This is a genomic window from Pseudomonas sp. LP_7_YM (assembly GCF_004364435.1).
Taxonomy (GTDB): Bacteria; Pseudomonadota; Gammaproteobacteria; order Pseudomonadales; family Pseudomonadaceae; genus Aquipseudomonas.
This window is the reverse complement of sequence record NZ_SOCT01000009.1, coordinates 78,099-98,396: the sequence shown is the minus strand read 5'-3', so window position 1 is coordinate 98,396 and position 20,298 is coordinate 78,099. Positions and strand designations below refer to the sequence as shown.

17 protein-coding genes, 2 tRNA genes and 5 pseudogenes are annotated in these 20,298 nt (G+C 57.4%); 13 read left to right on the top strand and 11 right to left on the bottom strand.

Annotation, left to right across the window (positions count from 1 at the left end; translation table 11 throughout):
• Nucleotides 1-162 precede the first annotated feature (162 nt).
• A pseudogene (locus EC915_RS19235) lies at nucleotides 163-1,845 on the top strand (putative bifunctional diguanylate cyclase/phosphodiesterase); the annotation flags it as partial.
• Between the two features lie 16 nt (nucleotides 1,846-1,861).
• Nucleotides 1,862-1,938: transfer RNA gene (locus tag EC915_RS19230), tRNA-Ile, on the top strand.
• A gap of 209 nt (nucleotides 1,939-2,147) precedes the next feature.
• Here EC915_RS19230 and EC915_RS19225 read toward each other — a convergent pair.
• From EC915_RS19225 to tnpB, 3 genes and pseudogenes are all read right to left on the bottom strand, one after another.
• A pseudogene (locus tag EC915_RS19225) lies at nucleotides 2,148-3,302 on the bottom strand (IS3 family transposase); the annotation flags it as partial.
• A gap of 65 nt (nucleotides 3,303-3,367) precedes the next feature.
• Nucleotides 3,368-3,631, bottom strand: a pseudogene (locus EC915_RS19220) (group II intron reverse transcriptase/maturase); the annotation flags it as partial.
• A 406-nt stretch (nucleotides 3,632-4,037) separates the two neighbouring features.
• Entirely contained in the window at nucleotides 4,038-4,346 is a 309-nt protein-coding gene (gene tnpB / locus EC915_RS19215) for an IS66 family insertion sequence element accessory protein TnpB (RefSeq protein WP_256658787.1), read from the bottom strand.
• A 72-nt stretch (nucleotides 4,347-4,418) separates the two neighbouring features.
• Here tnpB and EC915_RS25490 point away from each other — a divergent pair.
• The 4 genes and pseudogenes from EC915_RS25490 to EC915_RS19195 form a co-directional block, all read left to right on the top strand.
• Nucleotides 4,419-4,565 (top strand): annotated as a pseudogene (locus EC915_RS25490) (DNA polymerase V subunit UmuC); the annotation flags it as partial.
• A gap of 180 nt (nucleotides 4,566-4,745) precedes the next feature.
• Entirely contained in the window at nucleotides 4,746-5,012 is a 267-nt protein-coding gene (locus tag EC915_RS24890; protein ID WP_166651031.1) for a hypothetical protein, read from the top strand.
• Between the two features lie 248 nt (nucleotides 5,013-5,260).
• Nucleotides 5,261-5,965 (top strand): hypothetical protein, encoded by a 705-nt coding sequence (locus EC915_RS19205; RefSeq protein WP_133752099.1) that lies wholly within the window; start codon nucleotides 5,261-5,263, stop codon nucleotides 5,963-5,965.
• A gap of 396 nt (nucleotides 5,966-6,361) precedes the next feature.
• Nucleotides 6,362-6,943: pseudogene (locus EC915_RS19195) on the top strand (IS3 family transposase); the annotation flags it as partial.
• Here EC915_RS19195 and EC915_RS19190 read toward each other — a convergent pair.
• A complete protein-coding gene (locus tag EC915_RS19190) occupies nucleotides 6,874-7,170 on the bottom strand; it encodes a type II toxin-antitoxin system Phd/YefM family antitoxin (RefSeq protein ID WP_256658786.1) in 297 nt (98 codons plus the stop codon). The pseudogene EC915_RS19195 and the gene EC915_RS19190 sit on opposite strands and share 70 nt — an antisense overlap.
• 523 nt (nucleotides 7,171-7,693) lie before the next feature.
• Nucleotides 7,694-7,781 (bottom strand) — tRNA-Ser (locus tag EC915_RS19185).
• Between the two features lie 134 nt (nucleotides 7,782-7,915).
• Here EC915_RS19185 and EC915_RS19180 point away from each other — a divergent pair.
• From EC915_RS19180 to EC915_RS19150, 7 genes are all read left to right on the top strand, one after another.
• Nucleotides 7,916-8,587 (top strand): Bax inhibitor-1/YccA family protein, encoded by a 672-nt coding sequence (locus tag EC915_RS19180; RefSeq protein WP_133752098.1) that lies wholly within the window; start codon nucleotides 7,916-7,918, stop codon nucleotides 8,585-8,587.
• Nucleotides 8,588-8,703: 116 nt separating this feature from the next.
• On the top strand, nucleotides 8,704-9,096 hold the full coding sequence (tusD, locus tag EC915_RS19175; protein WP_133752097.1) for a sulfurtransferase complex subunit TusD: 393 nt from the start codon (nucleotides 8,704-8,706) through the stop codon (nucleotides 9,094-9,096).
• A 1-nt stretch (nucleotide 9,097) separates the two neighbouring features.
• The gene (tusC, locus tag EC915_RS19170; protein WP_133752096.1) at nucleotides 9,098-9,460 is read left to right on the top strand and encodes a sulfurtransferase complex subunit TusC; all 363 of its coding nucleotides are present in this window, start codon (nucleotides 9,098-9,100) and stop codon (nucleotides 9,458-9,460) included.
• Nucleotides 9,460-9,759, top strand: coding sequence for a sulfurtransferase complex subunit TusB (tusB, locus tag EC915_RS19165; protein WP_133752095.1), 300 nt, complete (start codon nucleotides 9,460-9,462; stop codon nucleotides 9,757-9,759). The genes tusC and tusB overlap by 1 nt, the downstream gene beginning before the upstream one ends.
• On the top strand, nucleotides 9,756-10,091 hold the full coding sequence (locus EC915_RS19160) for a TusE/DsrC/DsvC family sulfur relay protein (RefSeq protein ID WP_133752094.1): 336 nt from the start codon (nucleotides 9,756-9,758) through the stop codon (nucleotides 10,089-10,091). Before tusB ends, EC915_RS19160 begins: the two co-directional genes overlap by 4 nt.
• Complete coding sequence (locus EC915_RS19155; protein WP_133752093.1) at nucleotides 10,088-11,089, top strand: glycosyl transferase family protein; 1,002 nt, start codon at nucleotides 10,088-10,090, stop codon at nucleotides 11,087-11,089. The genes EC915_RS19160 and EC915_RS19155 overlap by 4 nt, the downstream gene beginning before the upstream one ends.
• Nucleotides 11,090-11,184: 95 nt before the next feature.
• Complete coding sequence (locus EC915_RS19150) at nucleotides 11,185-12,186, top strand: glutathione S-transferase family protein (protein ID WP_133752092.1); 1,002 nt, start codon at nucleotides 11,185-11,187, stop codon at nucleotides 12,184-12,186.
• A gap of 134 nt (nucleotides 12,187-12,320) precedes the next feature.
• Here EC915_RS19150 and cysG read toward each other — a convergent pair whose 3' ends face one another.
• From cysG to ftsK, 6 genes are all read right to left on the bottom strand, one after another.
• A complete protein-coding gene (cysG, locus tag EC915_RS19145) occupies nucleotides 12,321-13,715 on the bottom strand; it encodes a siroheme synthase CysG (RefSeq protein WP_133752091.1) in 1,395 nt (464 codons plus the stop codon).
• Nucleotides 13,716-14,996 carry a serine--tRNA ligase gene (serS, locus tag EC915_RS19140; protein ID WP_133752090.1) on the bottom strand — a complete coding sequence of 427 codons (1,281 nt, stop codon included), beginning with the start codon at nucleotides 14,994-14,996 and terminating at the stop codon, nucleotides 13,716-13,718. It lies immediately after the preceding gene.
• Nucleotides 14,997-15,012: 16 nt separating this feature from the next.
• Nucleotides 15,013-15,387: a fluoride efflux transporter CrcB gene (gene crcB / locus EC915_RS19135; RefSeq protein ID WP_133752089.1), complete on the bottom strand. Its 375-nt coding sequence runs from the start codon at nucleotides 15,385-15,387 to the stop codon at nucleotides 15,013-15,015.
• The gene (locus tag EC915_RS19130; protein ID WP_133752088.1) at nucleotides 15,387-16,709 is read right to left on the bottom strand and encodes a replication-associated recombination protein A; all 1,323 of its coding nucleotides are present in this window, start codon (nucleotides 16,707-16,709) and stop codon (nucleotides 15,387-15,389) included. The genes crcB and EC915_RS19130 overlap by 1 nt, the downstream gene beginning before the upstream one ends.
• Before the next feature lie 18 nt (nucleotides 16,710-16,727).
• Nucleotides 16,728-17,351 carry an outer membrane lipoprotein chaperone LolA gene (gene lolA / locus EC915_RS19125; protein ID WP_133752087.1) on the bottom strand — a complete coding sequence of 208 codons (624 nt, stop codon included), beginning with the start codon at nucleotides 17,349-17,351 and terminating at the stop codon, nucleotides 16,728-16,730.
• Nucleotides 17,352-17,475: 124 nt separating this feature from the next.
• Nucleotides 17,476-19,875 (bottom strand): DNA translocase FtsK, encoded by a 2,400-nt coding sequence (gene ftsK / locus EC915_RS19120; RefSeq protein ID WP_133752086.1) that lies wholly within the window; start codon nucleotides 19,873-19,875, stop codon nucleotides 17,476-17,478.
• Nucleotides 19,876-20,298: the final 423 nt, after the last annotated feature.

Here is a 20,298-nt window from a genome sequence, read left to right as displayed (position 1 = left end):
CAGCTACACTCGAGGCTGAGCTGCCGCAGGTGGACTCTGAAAAACCGGCGATAAGATCGCGCTTTCGAACCGACCCGATTCTGGCGGGCGCTCGTGATTTACGAGCTTGCAGGGCTGCTGCTAGCGACCGTTCTGGCGGTGGTGGTCCGAACCAATCGCGGGCTCATCGAGAGCACGGCCGAAGGGGTACTATCACCGACACGCGTCAACATCAACGCCGTTAATCGTGCTACCAGTGAAATCACTGGCTACAGCGAGGCCGAAGCCCTCGGTAAGACTCCCCACCTGCTCGCCTCCGGACTGCACGACAGCGCATTTTACGCTGCCATGTGGTATCAACTGACTGCAGAAGGCCACTGGCAGGGAGAAATCTGTAATCGTAGTGAAGAACGGTGAAATTTACCCTAGCTGGCTAACCATCAGCGCGGTGCGCAACCGCGACAGGTTCATTACTCATTTCGTCGCAGTCTTCACCAATATCTCAAGCCTTAAACACGCTCAAGCGCAGCTCGACTATCAAGCGCACCACGACCCACTGACCGGTCTGCCGAACCGCACACTGTTCGAGAACCGCCTGCAGGCAGCCCTTGCTCACAGCACCGAATCGCAAAGCGTCGGCGCAGTGCTGTTTCTTGATCTGGACCGTTTCAAGCACATCAATGACAGCCTTGGACACCCGGTCGGGGACTTGCTGCTCAAGGGCATCGCCCAACGGTTGAAGGAAAACCTGCGCGATATCGACACCGTCGCCCGACTGGGCGGCGATGAATTCATTATCTTGCTCCCGGGCCTGCAAAGCGGCAGCGACTCCAAAGCCATTGCCACCACGCTGCTGAACAGCTTCTCGGCGCCCTTCCAGGCCGGCGAGCACGAGTTTCCATCAGCACCAGTATCGGCACCGCGCTGTTCCCCTCTGACGGCGCCGAAGTCGCCACGCTCATCAAAAACGCCGATGCCGCGATGTACCGCTCCAAGGCAAAAGGCCGCAACCGCGTCGAAAGTTACACCCGTGATCTCACCGCCAAGCCAGCGAGCGCATCGCGCTGGAGCATGAACTACGACGCGCCATCGAGCGCAACGAATTCACCCTCTCCTACCAGCCTAAAGTCAGCCTGCTGACACAACGTTTGGTCGGGGCTGAAGCGCTTATTTCGCTGGACCCATCCCACGTTCGGCGAAGTCTCACCCGAGCGGTTCATTCCTCTGGCAGAAGAAAACGGCATGATCCTGCAGATCGGCGAATGGGTGCTGGAAACAGCCTGTCAGCAACTCCATCAGGGGAACCGGGCCTACGACGTCTTCGGCTCGCTCTCGGTTGACCTGGCAGGGGCCCAGCTGCGTCAGCCCAATCTGCTCAACCGTATCGAGCAACTCCTTACCCGGTACGAATTGCAACCCGAGTGCCTGCAACTGGAAATCACCGAAAACTTCATCATGTCCCAGACAGAAGAAGCACTCTCGGTGCTGCACCGCCTCAAAACACTCGGCGTGCAACTGGCAATCGATGACTTCGGCACCGGCTATTCTTCGCTCAGCTACCTCAAGCGCCTGCCATTGGATAGCCTCAAGATCGACCAGTCATTCGTGCGAGGCTTGCCGGAAGACCCTCACGACGTCGCCATCGTGCGCGCCATCATCGCGCTGGGTCGCAGCATGCAACTGACCGTCATCGCCGAAGGCGTGGAAACCGTCGAACAACAGCAATTTCTCGCCGACGAGGGCTGCGAACAGATCCAGGGCTACATCGTCAGCCTGCCCTTACGCCCCGAAGAATTCTGCTCGACGTTTCTTCGTATGACCGTTTCAGACTTTTCGGATAGCACAGCACGCAAACCATCGTTATAATCCGCCGCCTGACTGAGGGCCTATAGCTCAGTTGGTTAGAGCAGAGGACTCATAATCCTTTGGTCCACGGTTCGAGTCCGTGTGGGCCCACCACCTTCAAAAGCCGCGCATTGCGCGGCTTTTGTGTTTCTGGGTGGTTCTCCACAAATACAGTCCTATGGTCCAAAGGTACAAAATCGGTACAGTGCTGGTGTGCCAGTACACCTTTGGAGTCCTTTCAGATGGCAACACTAGTCAACCCCCCTTCCGGCACACGGAAGACACTCATTCTCAAAACTGGCTGGCCCACCCTGTAGTGGTCGACTAATCCCGGACACGACGTTAAGTTTTTCCTCGGCCCGAGCTGGCGCCAGCCCACCGTTGAACTGGTGAGGCCGAATCCAGTTGTAACGATGCATCAAGAAATGGCTGATATCCCGCTGGGCTTCTTGAGCAGTTCGATACCCCAGGGTCGGTATCCATTCTGTTTTCAAGCTGCGAAATACCCGCTCCATCGGAGCATTATCCCAGCAATTTCCTCGGTGGCTCATGCTCTGGCGCATGCGGTAGCGCCACAACCGTTGGCGAAATTGGCGGCTTTCGTATGCGATCCTTGATCCGAGTGAAACAGTAACCCTTGAGGCTTTCCACGTTGCTCGTAAGCGACGTCCAGTGCCTTGACCACTAGGTTTGCATCCGGCTTTTCTGATAACGCCCAGCCCACCACTCGGCGGGCGTAAAGATCCATAACAACCGCAAGGTAGTACCATTTTCCCTGTGCCCAGATGTAGGTGATATCGCCGCACCAAACCTGGTTCGGCGCTTCGACGTCAAACCCCCGGTTCAAGACATTTGGTATATCAGGCCGCTCCACTGTCGCCTTTTTATAGGCGTGTGATCCCGGCTGTTTGCTGACTCCAGTTCACGCATCAGCCGGCGTACCTTGAAACGTCCAATTTGCTCACCCTCTTCTTGCATCATTAACATGATGCTTCGACTGCCCGGAGCACTTCGTCCCTGAGTGAACAACTCGTTTACTCGGCTACGCAGCCTGAGTCGCTCAATGTCTGGTGTTCGCCGCCTTAGACGATGCGCGTAGTACCCCGAGCGAGCGACCTCAAACGCCTCGCACAAGCAGTCAACAGGCTCATGGACACTTAGCTGATTGATCAGCGCGTACGCTCGAGATCTTCCGACATCAAGAGCGCGGTAGCCTTTTTTAATATTGATTTCTCGCGTTCAAGGCGAGCAATCCGAGCTTCCAACTCCTGGATTTTTTGCTGCTCTGGTGTCAGGGCCTTGCTTTGGGCCGTGACGCCGGTGCGCTCTTGCTGAAGCTGGTCGACCCAACGACGCAGCGCCGACTCACCCACGCTCAGTGAGCGACTGGCTTCGATGAAACTGTAGCTTTGCTTGAGCACGAGGTCGGCAGCCTCGCGTTTGAATTCAGGGGGAAAAGTACGGCGTTGTTTGCTCATTTGACACCTCAGTCTGGCGGGTATTCTCGCCTAAATGGGTGTCCGGTTTCATTAGACCACTACAGAGCCACCCGATCAGCCACAGTAGGAATACCCAGCTTGCATTTGCCTCCTGATTGCTTCGGAATCTCTACCTGCCGAACCGGCGGCGGTAAGTAGGAACCTGATGACATCCGATTCCACAGCTTGTAGAGGTTCCGTTGCAGCTTCTGCTCGAACTGGGCAATAGATTGTTCGTCTATCCCAGCGGCTCCTCGATTGGCTTTCACACGCTGGTAAGCCTCCCAAACTGTCAGTTTGGAAATGCTGTACGACTTTGCTGTACTCATGCCACTCCTCCCCACCAAAGCGGGTTGATGGCATGAGCCAGCTGGGCAACGCCATCCCTTCGCTCCATTCTCATTACAAGAATTTCATCACTACTACGAATGGCTCCGCCCCTCGGCCTTTGCATCGGTATTCTTCCTTGCGGTGGTAGCCGCTTGTCATTTCCCTTGGCATCAAAGGCGAGGTTCTCACGTTCCGAATCAAAGCCTGTATTGAGTTCATGCCGCCTATACACCGGCTGCCATCTGGACAGTAGACAGGTAGCTTCCAGACTGATCCCGAGGCTACTGGGCGACCTCGGCTTTGACAGCATTTGAATACTTAACGATGCGTCTTCGGACGGTTTGCTTTCGCTCATCTTCTCAATACGTACCTGACACTATCATTGGCGCCTTTTCCAACGGTCGCTCACCACCACGCCTTTTGAACGCAGCAGCACCGGGTGGTTTGAAGCCAGCTCCTGCAAGCAGACTCCGGGAGACCTACTCCCATCTTTGATACAGCATCGCTGACTGACGTCAGCGTTCGTGACACACCCCAATACAGCACTTTGACTCGGTTGCGGTGGCGATTCAGGAAAACGAAAAGTACGGGGTCAAACACCGCCACTTTAATATCGAGTTCGACCAGCGCAGCCAAGCCGTCGATGGATTTTCTAAAGTCGACGGGTTTCGGGTAGAGGTACACTTTTTCGACTTTGGCGTCGGGTCGCATCATGGCGGATGAGCTCCTGAGAAAAATCAGGAGTACAGCATCCGGCATTAGCCAAGCGGATTGAATGTGGGGTTCATGGAGCGCTTACGTTTCTACGCTGGCTGTGAGCGGGTATTTTGCCCTGATCTAGTTAAAACGCCGATCGTTGTACTGAGTAATAATGACTCATGTGTAATTGCCCGCAGCTGCGACGCCAAGCCCCTCGTGAAGAGGTCGCACCCGCGTGTCGAGAGCCGATTCATCGAGTCGGCTCTCGACAATCACAGATACGCTGGAAAAGTCCGGGGCTGCAGGATACTTGGAGTTAGACCTATTCAGACATGTTTCTTGGAGGCCCCGCCGTCGAACGTGGGGCCGAGCCGTAGGAGAGACGCGGTTTTGCGTCCATTGAGCGAGAGAACGATGATGCGAGTTTTGATTTCGATTGTTAAGGCGGTACTCGGAATTTCAGGAGTGATTGCCTATGCCGTTGGTTTTACCGTCTTGCTGAACTCGATAGCAATTGTTGCTCACCTTGCGGATGGATTCTGGTTCGGTAAGAACATGATCGGGAGTGTAAAGGCAATAGCCGGTATTTTTACTGGTGTAGCATGCGCTTGTTTTGCTTGGGTCGTGTGGCATGCTGACCGGCTAATAAAACCGAAGATTATTGAGCATCAGACCAGATAGGAAATGCTCATCTACGCGAAATACAGCGACAAAGCGCAGCTCCATAGCGATGGGCCACTCGGTTTTCCTGATGCTACGCGATAGCAAAAACGGGCGATTTGCAGCCGCAGGCTGCCAATTTCTTAAACCAAGGCGATCGCCATTCTGGCTTGAGTACGTTTTTAACGCCACCTTTGTTGCGCTCTTTGCGGAACTCCAAGTCCAGCGCGACCACACACCATGCTATTCCAGTGTTTCAGGATATAGTCATGATCAATTCAGCATCGCGTTTCAACCCCGCTCAAATGCCGACGCTCGCAGTCCCTGTCAATGCCGAGGGGCAGGAGCCAAAACATGCCAGCGCTGGCGCCACGAACGTTTTATCTGCGCCTGCGGCAGCAGTGGAGCGCAATCCGGAGCGTGCTCGTTTGGGCAAGATGGTTTACAGGCTCAAGCATCGTGATCACGGTGAGATGACATTGACACGCCGGCCCAAAGATTCGGCAAGCAAGGCAGTGACATTCGACCTGGCGTTATGCAGTCCGTCGGGCAAGAAGAGTCGAGCGACGCAGTCTGTTTATGTCACAGAGCAGGATGATGATCACTCTGGCCAGTCGACCATCGGTTACGGTGATATATGCTTCCCTTCCCAAATGCAAGGCAAGGGCATGAGTTACGCGTTTCATCGAGCCCTTGCTGATGCGGGCGAGTTGCTGGGGGTGGATAAGGTAGCGATCGACAGCGTCGTGTCGCCCCATCTCGAGGCCGCCTGTGACAAGATGCGCATGGGATATGGCGACAATCCAGGCAGTTATAATCTGTCCCCAGAACAGTTGAAAAAGAACTGCGACGCTATCCTGTCGGAGAAAAACTGGAGCACTGAGCCTGAACAGGCATCACGCACACGGCTGTTGCCGAAATCCATCGCGGCACTGGACGACCTTTTCGCAGACCTGGACGCGAACCGCGGATGACCACAGTTCGCCAACCCGCCACTTCAAGGTGTGGAGTCAGGGCTCCAGTGGCGCGCTGACCCAACCTTGAACTCCGCACATAATTGCAGGTGCTATGCGCTCATCAGGCGCTTGATATCGCTTATCTTGAGGTCAGCAGGTGAGTCGCGATTCAGCCGGGCGAGCAGGACTTGCACGATTTTGTTCGCCCGAAGGGTCATTTCGGCCGGTTCAAGTCCGCCTAATTCGTAGATGCGTCCTGCAATGGCATGCGCAAGATTGCTCGCGCCGAAGCCGTCATAGCCCCACGCATGGCCACCCTGGCATTGGAACAGATCACGTCGGGTTGGCAGTAGCTCAGCCGCGGTGGCTTCCGACGATACACGGCGACGCCTGCACCCTTGAGAATTTTCTGGAGGATCACACGCCTATAAAAAAGCGACAGTCGAGCGGCCTGATATACCAAATGTCTTGAACAGGAAGTTTGGTATCGAAGCGCCTAACCAGCTCTGGTGCGGCAACATCACCTATATCTTGGCAGGGGGGGAAATGACACTACCTTGCGGCTGTCATGGATCTCTACGCTCGCCGAATGGTGGGCTGGGCGTTATCGGAAAAGCCGGATGCAGACCTGGTGATGAAGGCGCTGGACGTAGCTTACGAGCAACGCGGCATGCCTCAAGGCCTGCTATTTCACTCCCACAAGGGATCGCAATATGGCAGCCGCAACTTTCGCCAACGGCTGAGGCGCGACCGCATGCGTCAGAGCATGAGTCGCCCAGGAAACTGCCGGGACAATGCGCCGATGGAAAGGGTGTTTCGCAGCTTGAAAACAGAATGGATACCAGCCACCGGCTACATGACCGGCTAGCAGACTCAGAGCGACATCAGCCAGTACTGATGCATCACTACAACTGGATCAGACCGCATCAATTTAACGATGGGTTGGCCCCGGCGAAAACTGAAGAAAAACTTAAAACCGTGTCTGGGATCAGTTGACCACTACAGGCTTTCAAATCGTCGGCCGTGCAGCGCTTGCTTTCGCTGTACTCCCGCGATCCCATTGAAAGCAGCTTTACGAGAGCGATTGCTTCGTCGCGGCTTTTGCGTTCGGCGAAAGATTCCACGACATAGGCCGGAATGCCGTTCTGAGTGATCACCATGGGCTCTTCCAGATCGAGATCGGCAGCATGGCCTTTCAGGTAGCCAATGGTCTCAACTCTCATTGGCCGGTACCGCATTTTCTTCGAGATCTATGAAGAGCAGCGCGACGTCGTCGTCCACTTGGTACTCAGGCATAAACAAAGCTCAGGACAGGCATTGATCCGCTACTGCCTCATCGGTCCCATCTTCTGGTAACTGCCCGCTCGCCGTGGTTCGTGCAATGCAGCGTTGCACACTAGGCGGCGAGCATTTGCATTTGTCACGCGACGGTGTAGGCCTCAACTGGAAAAAACTTGCAGTGCACATAAGGAGCTTTCAGGTTCGAGACGTCCGTTCGAAAGCGGCGAGCGAAATTGAACACCTGACCCTCGCTAGCGAGGCGTGGGGCACTTCTACAGACGCAGCATACATACCGTGTATCGACGTGTGGGCGAGATCGTCGCACCAACGAAATAGCCCTCGGCAATCGCAGAATTTTGGAGCGCGTCCATTAATTTCGGAACGCCGCCCCGTTGGACGCGAGGCAAAGCCCAAACGCCAGAAACGAAAAAGCCCTGAAAAATCAGGGCCTTGACGTACAAAATATGGCGGAGGCGCAGAGATTCGAACTCAGGGACCTGTTACAGTCGGCAGTTTTCAAGACTGCTGCCTTAAACCACTCGGCCACACCTCCATTGCGTTGCGGGCGTCATAATACCGGAATGAAACAAGCTGTCAAACTCTCTGACTCGCGTCTGAGTGCAGCTCTGTTATGATCTTTGCAACTTGAGATTTCAGACCACCCTTTCAGTCATCAGGAGTAGCGCCATGCGCGAACAGGATTACGCAGTTAACAACCGCGTGCAGGTCGAGCAGCTAGAGGTTAGCCGCGTCCTGCGCAACACGTACGGCCTTCTGGCCCTTACCCTTGCTTTCAGCGGGATCATGGCGTTCGTCGCGCAGCAGATGCACGTGCGCTACCCGAACGTCTTCGTGGTGCTGATCGGCTTTTACGGCCTGTTCTTCCTCACCAACAAGCTGCGCGATTCGGCGTGGGGTCTGGTCTCTGCATTCGCGCTGACCGGCTTCATGGGTTTCATCCTCGGTCCGATCCTCAACCGCTACCTGGGCATGCAGGGCGGCGCAGAAGTCGTTGCTTCGGCCTTCGCAATGACGGCTCTGGTGTTCGGTGGCCTATCGGCTTACGTGCTGATCACCCGCAAGGACATGAGTTTCCTGGGCGGCTTCATCACCGCAGGCTTCTTCGTCCTGCTGGCGGCAGTGTTGGCGAGTATGTTTTTCCAGATCAGCGGTCTGCAACTGGCGATCAGCGCAGGCTTCGTGCTGTTCTCTTCGGTGTGCATCCTGTTCCAGACCAGCGCCATCATTCAGGGCGGTGAGCGTAACTACATCATGGCGACCATCAGCCTGTATGTATCGATCTACAACCTGTTCATCAGCCTGTTGCAGATCTTCGGCATCATGGGTCGCGACGACTGATAACGGTCACAGCCTTAACAAAAAGCCCGCTTCGGCGGGCTTTTTGCTGCCTCGTGCCTTTGAATTCTTTATCATTGGCCACATTCACCCTGTCACCCTGCTGAACGAGCCGCCCCATGAAGTTCGCCATTGTCCTCCATTCACCGGCCCACGCGCCCTCTTCGCGCCGCGCGTTGCTGTTCGCGCAGGCCGTGCTGGCAGGTGGGCATGAAATCGTACGGTTGTTCTTTTATCAGGACGGGGTTCACAGCGCGTCGACCAATGTCGTCACACCTCAGGACGAACTGGACATCCCTGCACAGTGGCGAGACTTTGTTGTCTCTCATCACCTCGATGGCGTGGTTTGTATTGCCGCTGCCCTGCGTCGCGGGGTGCTGGATGAAACGCAAGCCGAGCGCTACGCCCGTCCTGCGGCCAATATCGCTGCTCCGTGGGAGCTGTCGGGCCTGGGGCAATTGCACGATGCGGTGCAAACCGCAGACCGTTTGATCTGCTTCGGAGGGCCTTGAAATGCCCAGGTCATTACTGATTATCAGCCGCCAGTCGCCTTGGTCCGGGCCGAGCGCACGCGAAGCGCTGGACATCGCACTGGCCGGTGGCGCATTCGATTTGCCTTTGGCCATGCTGTTTCTGGACGACGGTGTTCTGCAGTTGTTGCCCGCCCAGAGCGCCATCCAGTTACAACAGAAAGACATCACGGCCAATCTGCAAGCGCTGTCGATGTTCGGGGTCGAAGACCTCTTCGCCTGCCGCACGAGCCTCGCCGAACGCGGCATGCTGCCGGACGAACTGAGCATGGAGCCGCTGCACGTCTTGCGCGATCAGGAAATCGCTGCGCTCATTGACCGATACGACCAGGTGATCACGATCTGATGTCGACCTTGCATGTGTTATCTCACTCCCCCTTCGCAGATTCACGCCTTAGCAGCTGCTTGCGCCTGCTCGGCAGCCAGGACGCCGTTCTGCTGTGCGGCGATGCGACTTATGCATTAACAGCATCCACAGCTGCGCGCCAGACCTTGGACACCCAGGCCGACCACCTCAAGCTATTCGTACTCGCTGAGGACCTCAAGGCGCGAAACCTGACGCTGCCCCACTGGGTGGGCAGTGTTGATTACACAGGATTCGTAGAATTGTCAGTGCACTACGACAAGGTCAACACCTGGCTATGAAGCAGCTGATCGTCAACGAGCGAATCATCGTACTGGACAAAGACGGCTACCTCACAGACCTGCACGAATGGTCCCACGATGTCGCCGGGGCTTTGGCGCTTGGAGAAGGAATCGCCCTGACCCCTGAACATTGGGAAATCCTCGAACTGCTTCGGGCGTTCCATGCTGAATTCCAACTGTCTCCAGCGACCCGCCCGCTGGTGAAATACACGGCTTTGAAGCTCGGTACGGAGAAAGGCAACAGCCTGCACCTGAATCGTTTATTCAACGGCACTCCTGCCAAACTTGCCGCCAAGCTGGCGGGCCTGCCAAAGCCGACCAACTGCTTATGACCGACTACATTCCCCTCGTTACCGAAACCCCTGCCGAGCACCCGTTTGCACAGTTCGTGCGCATTCTAGGCAAGGGCAAACGCGGCGCTCGCAATTTGACCCGCGAAGAAGCCCGCGAGGCGATGGGCATGGTGCTTGATGAGCAAGTTGAGGACACCCAGCTAGGTGCGTTCCTGATGCTGCTGCGCCACAAGGAAGAGAGCCCTGAGGAGCTGGCAGGCTTTACCGAAGCAGTGCGTGAGCGTTTGACTGCACCGCCCATGGTGGTGGATATCGATTGGCCCACCTATGCGGGCAAGAAAAGGCATCTGCCCTGGTATCTGCTGGCCGTCAAATGCCTGGCGAACAATGGGGTGAAAGTACTGATGCACGGTGGCGGCGCGCATACTGCCGGACGGCTTTATAGCGAACAATTGCTGGGGTTGCTTGGCATCCCCCTCTGCCGCACCTGGCAATCAGTGGGTGAAGCGCTGGATCAGCACAACCTTGCGTTCATCCCGCTGGGATATTGGGCGCCACAGTTACAGCGGATGATCGACCTGCGCAATACCCTGGGGTTGCGTTCGCCAATTCACTCTCTGGCCCGGATTCTCAATCCCTTGGGCGCACGATGCGGTTTGCAAAGTATTTTCCATCCGGGTTATCAATCCGTGCATCGCGACGCCAGCAGTCTGTTGGGCGATCACGCCATCGTGATCAAAGGCGATGGCGGGGAGGTGGAAATCAATCCTGACACGATTAGCCACCTGTACGGCACCACCGAGGGACAGCCCTGGGATGAGGAATGGCCAGCACTGTCGGACCGCCGCCACGTCAAACCGGCGACCCTCGATCCTCAACAGCTCGTCGCCATCTGGAAAGGCGAAATCGTGGACAGTTATCCGCAGCTCGCGTTGATCGCCACCATGGCCCTCGCGTTGCGCGGTCTGGGAATGTCCCGCGAGGAAGCCTTCCAACAGGCCGAGCAATACTGGGCCACCCGAAACCGATCTATTTAGCCGATCATTACTCCCGAGTCTTTGCGTTAGTCGCTCGAACGATTGCCTTTACACTGACCTCCAACGCACGAATGAACACCTTCTGGAGTCGGAAAATGGGCCTTCTAGTCGAGGGACGCTGGCAAGACCGGTGGTATGAAAGCAGCAAAGACGGGGCATTTCAGCGCGAGCAGGCCCAACGCCGCAATTGGGTAACCCGCGACGGTAGCCCAGGCCCTTCAGGCGAAGGCGGCTTCAAAGCCGAGGCCGCTCGCTACCATCTCTATGTTTCGCTGGCATGCCCCTGGGCGCACCGCACGCTGATTGTGCGCAAGCTAAAAGGCCTTGAAGGGCTGGTCGACGTGTCAGTCGTTAGCTGGCTGATGCGCGAAAACGGCTGGACGTTCGACACCCAGGCCGGCTCGACCGGTGATCCGCTCGACAGCCACAGGTTCATGTACGAGCGTTATCTGGCGGACACCCCCACCTACACGGGTCGTGTGACCGTGCCGGTGCTGTGGGACAAAAAGCTGCAGCGCATTGTCAGCAACGAGTCTTCGGAAATCATTCGGATGTTTAACTCGGCGTTCGACGATATAACCGGAAATCGTCTGGATCTCTACCCTGAAGCGTTGCGTTCCGAGATCAACCGCTTGAATGATGCGATTTACCCAGCGGTGAATAACGGCGTATACCGCGCAGGCTTTGCGACCTCGCAAGGTGCCTATGAGGAAGCCTTCGACCAGGTGTTTGCCGAGCTGGACAGCCTGGAAAAACTATTGAGTGCAAAGCGCTATCTGACCGGCGAATACCTGACCGAGGCCGATGTGCGCCTGTTCACCACACTGATCCGCTTCGACGCCGTCTACCACGGCCACTTCAAGTGCAACCTACGCCGCATCACTGACTATCCAAATCTTAGCAACGGGGTGCGAGAGCTGTATCAGTTGCCGGGTGTGGCCGAGACTGTGGACTTCGTGCATATCAAGCACCACTACTACGCCAGCCATGCCACCATCAATCCAACCGCAATCGTGCCCAAAGGGCCCGCCCAGGATTTCAATGGTGAGCATGATCGCGAGCGTTTGAACGGGGGCGGGATTTGGCAGAACGCCTGAGCAAGCCCCTCTGCGACCTGCTTCTGCCAAAGGCGGGAGCCTGGCTTGCTGCGAACCGGCACAGCGCAAACAAGCTAGCTCCCACGGCCCGAATCAAAACGACCTGCACCCTACCGTGTCAACGACCGTTATGATCAAACGCTCGCCTGAGCCCCTTCGAACCACGCCAGCTTGTCCCGCAACCTCACCACTTCGCCCACGATTACCAGGGTCGGCGCATGAACCTCATGCTCCGCCACAAGCTGCGGCAGGTTGGCCAGCGTGCCGGTGAAAACGCGCTGGTTCATGGTAGTGCCTTGCTGAATCAGCGCCGCAGGGGTGTCAGCCGAACGTCCATGCCTGATCAGCTCACTGCAAATGATCGGAAGACCAATCAGGCCCATGTAGAACACCAGGGTCTGGGCCGGAGAAACCAGATCTTGCCACGGCAGATCAGTGGTGCCGTTTTTCAAATGCCCGGTCACGAATCGCACTGACTGCGCGTGATCACGGTGGGTCAGTGGAATCCCGGCATAAGCCGCACAACCACTGGCCGCAGTGATGCCAGGCACCACCTGAAACGGAATCCCGTGGGCCGCCAGCTCTTCGATTTCCTCGCCACCACGGCCGAAGATGAACGGATCGCCCCCCTTGAGCCGAACCACGCGCTTGCCCTCTTTGGCCAGCGTAACCAATTGCTGGTTGATCTGCTCCTGGGGCAACGCATGATCCGCGCGCTGCTTACCGACATAGATCCGATCAGCATCGCGCCGACACAATTCGAGAATCGCTGGCGCAACCAGCCTGTCGTAGAGCACAACATCCGCCTGCTGCATCAGACGCAAGGCCTTAAAAGTCAGCAGATCCGGGTCACCAGGCCCCGCACCCACAAGGTAAACCTCACCCGCATCGCTCGGTGCGTCGCCTTCGATCTTGGCCCTGAGCAGACGCTCGGCTTCGCCGCCCTGCCCCGCCAGTTGACGATCGGCGATCGGCCCCTGGAAGACGTCTTCCCAGAATGCTCGGCGCTGCCGTACGTTTGGAAAAAGGTTTTTTACCTGATGCCGGAAGCGTGCCGCCAGCCCGGCCAGATGACCATAGGTCGGCGGAATCCAGGTCTCCAGCTTGGCCCGGATCAGGCGTGCCAGCACCGGCGCATCGCCGCCGCTGGACACTGCAATCACCAAGGGCGAACGGTCAACAATGGCCGGGAAGATCACGCTGCACAGGGCGGGCGCATCCACCACGTTCACTGGCACGCCGCGCCGACGAGCGTCAGCGGAAACCTGAGCATTGAGCGATTCGTCATCCGTGGCAGCTATGATCAGCACGCAGTCGTCAAGATCCACTTCGCTGTAGCCCCGTAGAATCTGTTCGCCACCGCTGCTGTTAATCAGCTCGCGCAGTTCTGTTCCGATCGCGGGTGCAACCACCCGCAGCACCGCACCGGCATCGGCCAGCAGGCGAGACTTGCGCAAGGCAATCTCGCCGCCGCCCACCACCAGCACCCTGGCACCGCGCAGGTTGTGGAACAGTGGCAGGAATTCCATTTAGCCGATGACCTCGATGCCGCCCATCCAAGGTTTGAGTACTTCCGGCACACGGATCGAGCCGTCGGCCTGCTGGTAATTCTCCAGCACCGCGACCAGCGTACGACCGACCGCCAGGCCAGAGCCGTTAAGGGTGTGAACCAGCTCAGGCTTGCCGGTTTCCGGATTACGCCAGCGAGCCTGCATGCGGCGTGCCTGGAAGTCGCCGCAGTTGGAGCACGACGAGATCTCGCGGTATTTGTCCTGGCTTGGAATCCAGACTTCCAGGTCGTAGGTCTTCACCGCACTGAAGCCCATATCACCTGTACACAACGCCAATACGCGGTACGGCAGCTCCAGCAGCTGCAGGACACGCTCGGCGTTGCCGGTCAGGCTTTCCAGCGCTTGGAGGGATTTTTCCGGCGCGACGATCTGCACCATCTCGACCTTGTCGAACTGGTGCTGACGGATCATGCCGCGGGTATCACGACCCGACGCTCCGGCCTCGCTGCGGAAACACGGGGTGTGCGCGACGAACTTCAAGGGCAACTGTTTGGCATCGAGGATCTCGCCAGCGACGATGTTGGTCAGCGACACCTCTGCAGTGGGGATCAGATACAGGTCGGCTTCGCCTTCGCGAGCGATCTTGAACAGGTCTTCTTCGAATTTTGGCAGCTGGCCGGTGCCTTGCAATGCAGGCGCCTGGACCAGATAAGGCGTGTAAGCCTCTTCGTAGCCATGCTCATTGATGTGCAGGGTGATCATGAACTGCGCCAGTGCGCGGTGCAGGCGGGCGATGGGGCCACGCAGCAGCGCGAAACGGGCACCGGACAGCTTGGCGGCGGTTTCGAAATCCAGCCAGCCGAATTTCTCGCCCAACGCAACGTGATCCTTGACCTCGAAGTCGAACGAAGCAGGCGTGCCCCACTTGCGCACTTCAACGTTTTCTTCTTCGTCAGCGCCAACCGGCACCGACTCGTGCGGCAGGTTCGGCATGCTCAGGAGCATGGCGTCCAGTTCGGACTGAATGGCGTCGAGCTCTTTCTTGCCAGTGCTCAACTCTTGCGCCATGCGGTCGATGTCAGCCATCAGCGGGGATATGTCTTCGCCGCGCTGCTTGGCCTGGCCAATGGATTTGGAACGGGCGTTACGCTCGGCCTGAAGCTGCTCAGTGCGGGTCTGCACGGTTTTGCGCTGGTTTTCCAGCGCTTCGATGCGAGCCACGTCCAGTGTGAAACCACGGGAAGCCAGGCGATCCGCTACGTCCTGAAGCTGGGTACGTAACAGTTTGGAATCGAGCATATCGTTCTCTCGTCTATTAAATTCGGGTCAAAGACAGGCCGGCCCAGGTTGCGAGCAGCCCGCCAACCACACTGATGGCTGCGTAGCCGATGGCCAGTGGTGCCTGCCCGCTTTCCAGCAAGCGCAGCGTATCCAGGGAAAACGACGAAAAGGTCGTCAGTCCGCCGACAAAGCCGACGATCAGACCGGCTCGAATTTCAATCGGCACTTCCGGGCGCAAAAGAAACCAGCCATACAGCAGTCCGATGATCAGGCAGCCAACCAGATTGACTGCCAGCGTCGCCGTGTAGAAATATTTTGGCCAATTGGCAGACACCCAGGTGGCTGCCGCAAAACGCAATAATGTACCAGCGATGCCCGCAAGCGACACCGCAAGAATGGTCTGAATCACTATTTTCTCCGCTGACGGGGACTGGCACGATCGAGGGAGGCCAGATGTTTGAGTTTTTCGCCGATCTTTAGCTCAAGACCGCGAGGCACCGGCTGGTAATACTGGCGCGGCTCGAGCTCGTCAGGAAAGTAGTCTTCGCCCGCAGCGTAGGCATCCGGCTCGTCGTGGGCGTAACGGTATTCTTCGCCGTAACCGAGTTGTTTCATGAGCTTTGTCGGGGCGTTGCGCAGGTGCAGAGGCACCTCCAGCGAACCGTGTTCGGTCGCTTCGCGCATGGCCATTTTGAAGCCCATATAAACCGCATTGCTTTTCGGGGCACACGCCAGATAGACGATGGCCTGGGCGACGGCCAACTCCCCTTCCGGGCTACCCAGTCGCTCCTGAACGTCCCATGCGGACATGCAAAGCGGCAACGCACGCGGATCGGCGTTGCCGATGTCCTCACTGGCCATACGCACCACACGCCGAGCCAGATACAAAGGGTCGCAACCGCCATCAATCATGCGTGCGAACCAATATAGCGCTGCGTCAGGGTTCGATCCGCGAATGGATTTGTGCAACGCGGAAATCTGGTCGTAGAACGCTTCGCCCCCCTTGTCGAAGCGACGCCGACTGTCGCCTAGCAGGCTCTGCAACAGCGCGGGCTCGATTTCGCTGCCATCCTCGGCCAAATCCGAAGCGTTCTCCAGCAGATTGAGCATCCGACGCCCGTCGCCATCGGCAGCAGCAAGCAGGGTCTTGAAGGCTTCATCGCCCAATGTGAGATGACGATTGCCCAATCCGCGCTCTTCAGTCAATGCGCGGTCGACCAACTGACGCAAAGCCGCCTCATCCAGGCTTTTGAGGACATATACCCGCGCGCGGGAAAGCAGCGCGTTGTTCAGTTCAAAGGAAGGGTTTTCAGTGGTCGCACCGATAAAAATCAGCGTGCCATCTTCGACGTAAGGCAGAAACGCATCCTGCTGCGACTTGTTGAAGCGGTGCACTTCGTCGACGAACAGGATCGTACGGCGACCGTATTGCCCTGCCTGCTGCTTGGCGATTTCCACCGCCTGCCGGATCTCTTTCACCCCCGCCAACACCGCCGAAACAGTCTCGAAGTGCGCGTCCGAAACTTTCGCCAGAAGCCGCGCCAGCGTGGTTTTACCGACGCCGGGCGGGCCCCAGAAAATCATCGAGTGCAGCGCACCTTGCTCCAACGCCTCGCGCAGGGGCTTGCCGTGAGCGAGCAAGTGCTGTTGACCTACGTATTCATCCAGATTGGCCGCCCGCAATCGGGCTGCCAGGGGCTGGGCAATCGGCTCACTGCTGAACAGGTCCATGCTGGACTCTCGAACCTCTTATTCCTGAATGACGTCAGCGCCCTTCGGGACCTGGAACTGGAATTTGCTCGCCGCGACGGGCTCGTTGGCCTTGACGCCAGTGAACAGGATATTGGTGCGCTGACCGACGCTGTCGATCAGTTGCATGTCGTTGATCATGCCGTTACGGAAGGACAGGCGCAGATTATCGAACAGCGTGTCCTTGGATTTGGGCTTGAGCACGAAATCAATTACGCCGCCCGCTTCCTTGGCGCTGATATCGAAGCTTTCACTGATTTTCGACACGTCGCCGGACAGCAGCAAGGCTGGGGTCTGGGTCAGGCGCTGATCGAGGGTCTTGATGGTGACCTGTTCAAGATCCGGGTCCCAAAGAGTGACCTTCTTGCCATCTGAGACCATCGTTTGTTCCTGAGGCGCGTTGGTGTGCCAGTAGAACAGACCGGGACGCTGCAAGGTCATCTCACCCGAGGTCTCCTGCAACTGTGTGCCGCCACCATCGAGCGTCAACTGCGAGAAGTTACCGGTGAGGGTTTTCGAGTTTTCGAGAAGCTGAGTCAGGCGCGCCACGTCCTTGCTGTCGGCGTGGGCCGGGAGAGCGGAAATAGCCAGTGCAGATACCAACAACATGCGGATAAGACGCATGGGATTCCTCTTTGAGTTCGGTTAAGGCCGAATAGCGCCTGTTCAGGCGCCATCGGCCCATGAACGCGCAAAAACCACTACGCGAGTGACGTTTTTACACGCGCTGGTCCATATAGATGAAGTGTCAGTCACGCATCGGGGCTGGCGCAATGACTTCCCGCGAGCCATTGGTGTTCATCGCGGTCACAACCCCGGCCATTTCCATGGATTCAATCATCCGCGCTGCGCGGTTGTAGCCAATCTTGAGCTTGCGCTGCACGGCCGAGATTGAGGCGCGGCGGCTTTCCAACACGAATTTGACCGCTTCGTCGTACAAGGCATCGCTTTCGCTTTCTTCGCCATCGCCACCGCCCCCCTCAAAGCCGCTGCCAGCCTCTTCGACGCCTGCGAGAATGTCATCGTTATAGTTCGGCGTGCCGCGCAATTTCCAGGCCTCGACGACACGGTGAACCTCGTCATCAGACACGAATGCGCCGTGAACCCGGATCGGCAGGCTGGTGCCCGGAGGCATATAGAGCATATCGCCGTGGCCAAGCAGTTGCTCGGCGCCACCCTGGTCGATGATGGTCCGAGAGTCGATCTTGCTCGACACCTGGAATGCCATACGGGTGGGAATGTTGGCTTTGATCAAACCGGTGATGACGTCGACAGACGGACGCTGGGTCGCGAGGATCAGGTGAATACCCGCGGCCCGAGCTTTCTGTGCGATACGGGCGATCAGCTCTTCGACCTTCTTGCCCACGATCATCATCATGTCGGCGAATTCGTCGACCACCACGACAATGGTTGGCAGCTTGGTCAGCAGCGGCGCTTCGTCGTGAATGCTTTCGCGGTGATAGAGCGGATCCGAGAGTGGCGTCCCGGCCTCCTCGGCCTCCCGGACCTTTTGGTTGAAGCCAGAGAGGTTACGCACGCCCATCTTGGCCATCAATTTGTAGCGCCGCTCCATTTCGGCCACCGACCAGCGCAAGGCATTGGCGGCATCCTTCATGTCGGTCACTACCGGACAGAGCAGATGCGGAATGCCTTCATAGATCGACAGCTCAAGCATTTTCGGGTCGATCATGATCAGCTTGGCGTCTTCCGGACCAGACTTGAACAGGATCGACAGGATCATCGCGTTCACACCCACCGATTTACCGGAACCGGTGGTACCGGCCACCAACAGGTGCGGCATCTTGGCCAAATCGGTGATGACCGGCTTGCCACCGATATCGTGGCCCAGGGCCAAGGTGACCGGGGATTTGGCGTCATCATACTCGGGCGTCGACAGGACCTCCGAGAAGCGCACGATCTGCCGGTCCTCGTTGGGAATCTCGATGCCTACGGTGGTCTTGCCCGGAATCACCTCGACCACCCGCACGCTGGTCACCGCCAGAGAGCGCGCAAGGTCTTTGGCCAGATTGGAAATGCGGCTGACCTTGACGCCAGCGGCCGGCTGGATTTCGTAACGAGTGATCACAGGGCCCGGATGGATCGAGTCAACCGAAACCTCGACGCCGAACTCCTTGAGCTTGATCTCCAGCAGATGCCCGACAGCCGCCAGGGATTCAGGCGAATAGTTGAGTTGTTTCTTTTCTGCAGGATCGAGGATGGAGATCGGAGGCAATGTGCCTTCCACGGCGCTGTCGACGAACAACGGAGCCTGTTTCTCCTTCTGCACGCGCTTGCTCGGCTCAGGCGCCTTGGCTGGAGCGGGAGCAATCACCGCCGGAACATGCTTCTCACGAGCGCTCATGTGCTCGCTCAAGGCCTGTTCGCGCTCGATCAAACGCTCCTTCGCTCTGGCCTGCTCACGGCGATCCGGCACTACCGGTGCAACCACTTCATCGACACGCATATCGACTTCGCGCAGTTGGGCAACCATTTGCTTGCGTTCGCGACGCTCGGTCCACCACCGATTGAGGGCACCCTGAAATACCTCGAAAAGGTCCAGAGTGATTTTGCCGGTAGTGTCCATGACCTTGAACCAGGACAAATCGGTGAACACCGTCAGGCCGAACAGAAACAAGGCAATGAACAGCAAAGTGCTGCCCTGTACGTTCAGTGCACGTTTGGCCAGGTCGCCAAGTACCTCGCCCAGCACGCCGCCCGCAGAGCCCGGCAGGCCCGTAGCGGAATGGAAGTGGATATGCGCCAGCGCGGCACCGGCCAGAATCAGGAACACCAGACCGATCATTCGCCAGGAAAACAGCCAGCCGCTCCACTGCCACGGCTCATGACGATGCCGGAATACCTGGTACGCCTTCACGCCCAACAGGATCGGGAATATGTAAGCAAAGTAGCCCAGCACCATGAACAGAATGTCGGCGGAGAACGCCCCGGCACGCCCGGCGGCGTTCTGCACCTGCACAGAGCTACTGGTGTGGCTCCAGCCCGGATCGGCCTGGTCGTAGGTCACCAGGGCCATCATCAGGTACAGACACAAGAAACCAAATGCGATCAGGGCACCTTCCTTGAGTCGGTAGTGCAAATGCTGCCGCCAGAGCGGTACGGGGCTGGGTGCTGCGGTGGATTTCTTCAAAACGCTTCAATTCCTGCGCGCTAGCGCGAACATCTGATGGTGATTGACTATGTATGACTGCATCGACAAACAGGGCCGAGTGATTCCTGATCATCGCGAAACGCGAACCAGGTTAAACGCACGCTCGACAGGTGACTTGAAATGAGGTTAAACAACATCGGGCATTGTACGGATTTGCACGCTGCGCGCCACGATAGTCTGGCGTGGAGCTTGCAGATCTTCAAGTATCGATGAAAACAGGTAATTTCATCACGTATTCTGTTTTCTGACAAAAGCTTATGAGCTTTTCTTCTCGCACCCTATAACTGTCGAATGGCCATGATTCCATTGAAAAGATTCCATCTGCCCCGCGCACTCCGTTGCTGCAATGGTCAGCGGCTTGTGACCACGTTAACGGCGCGTAGTTGCACCTGCGCCGGCACT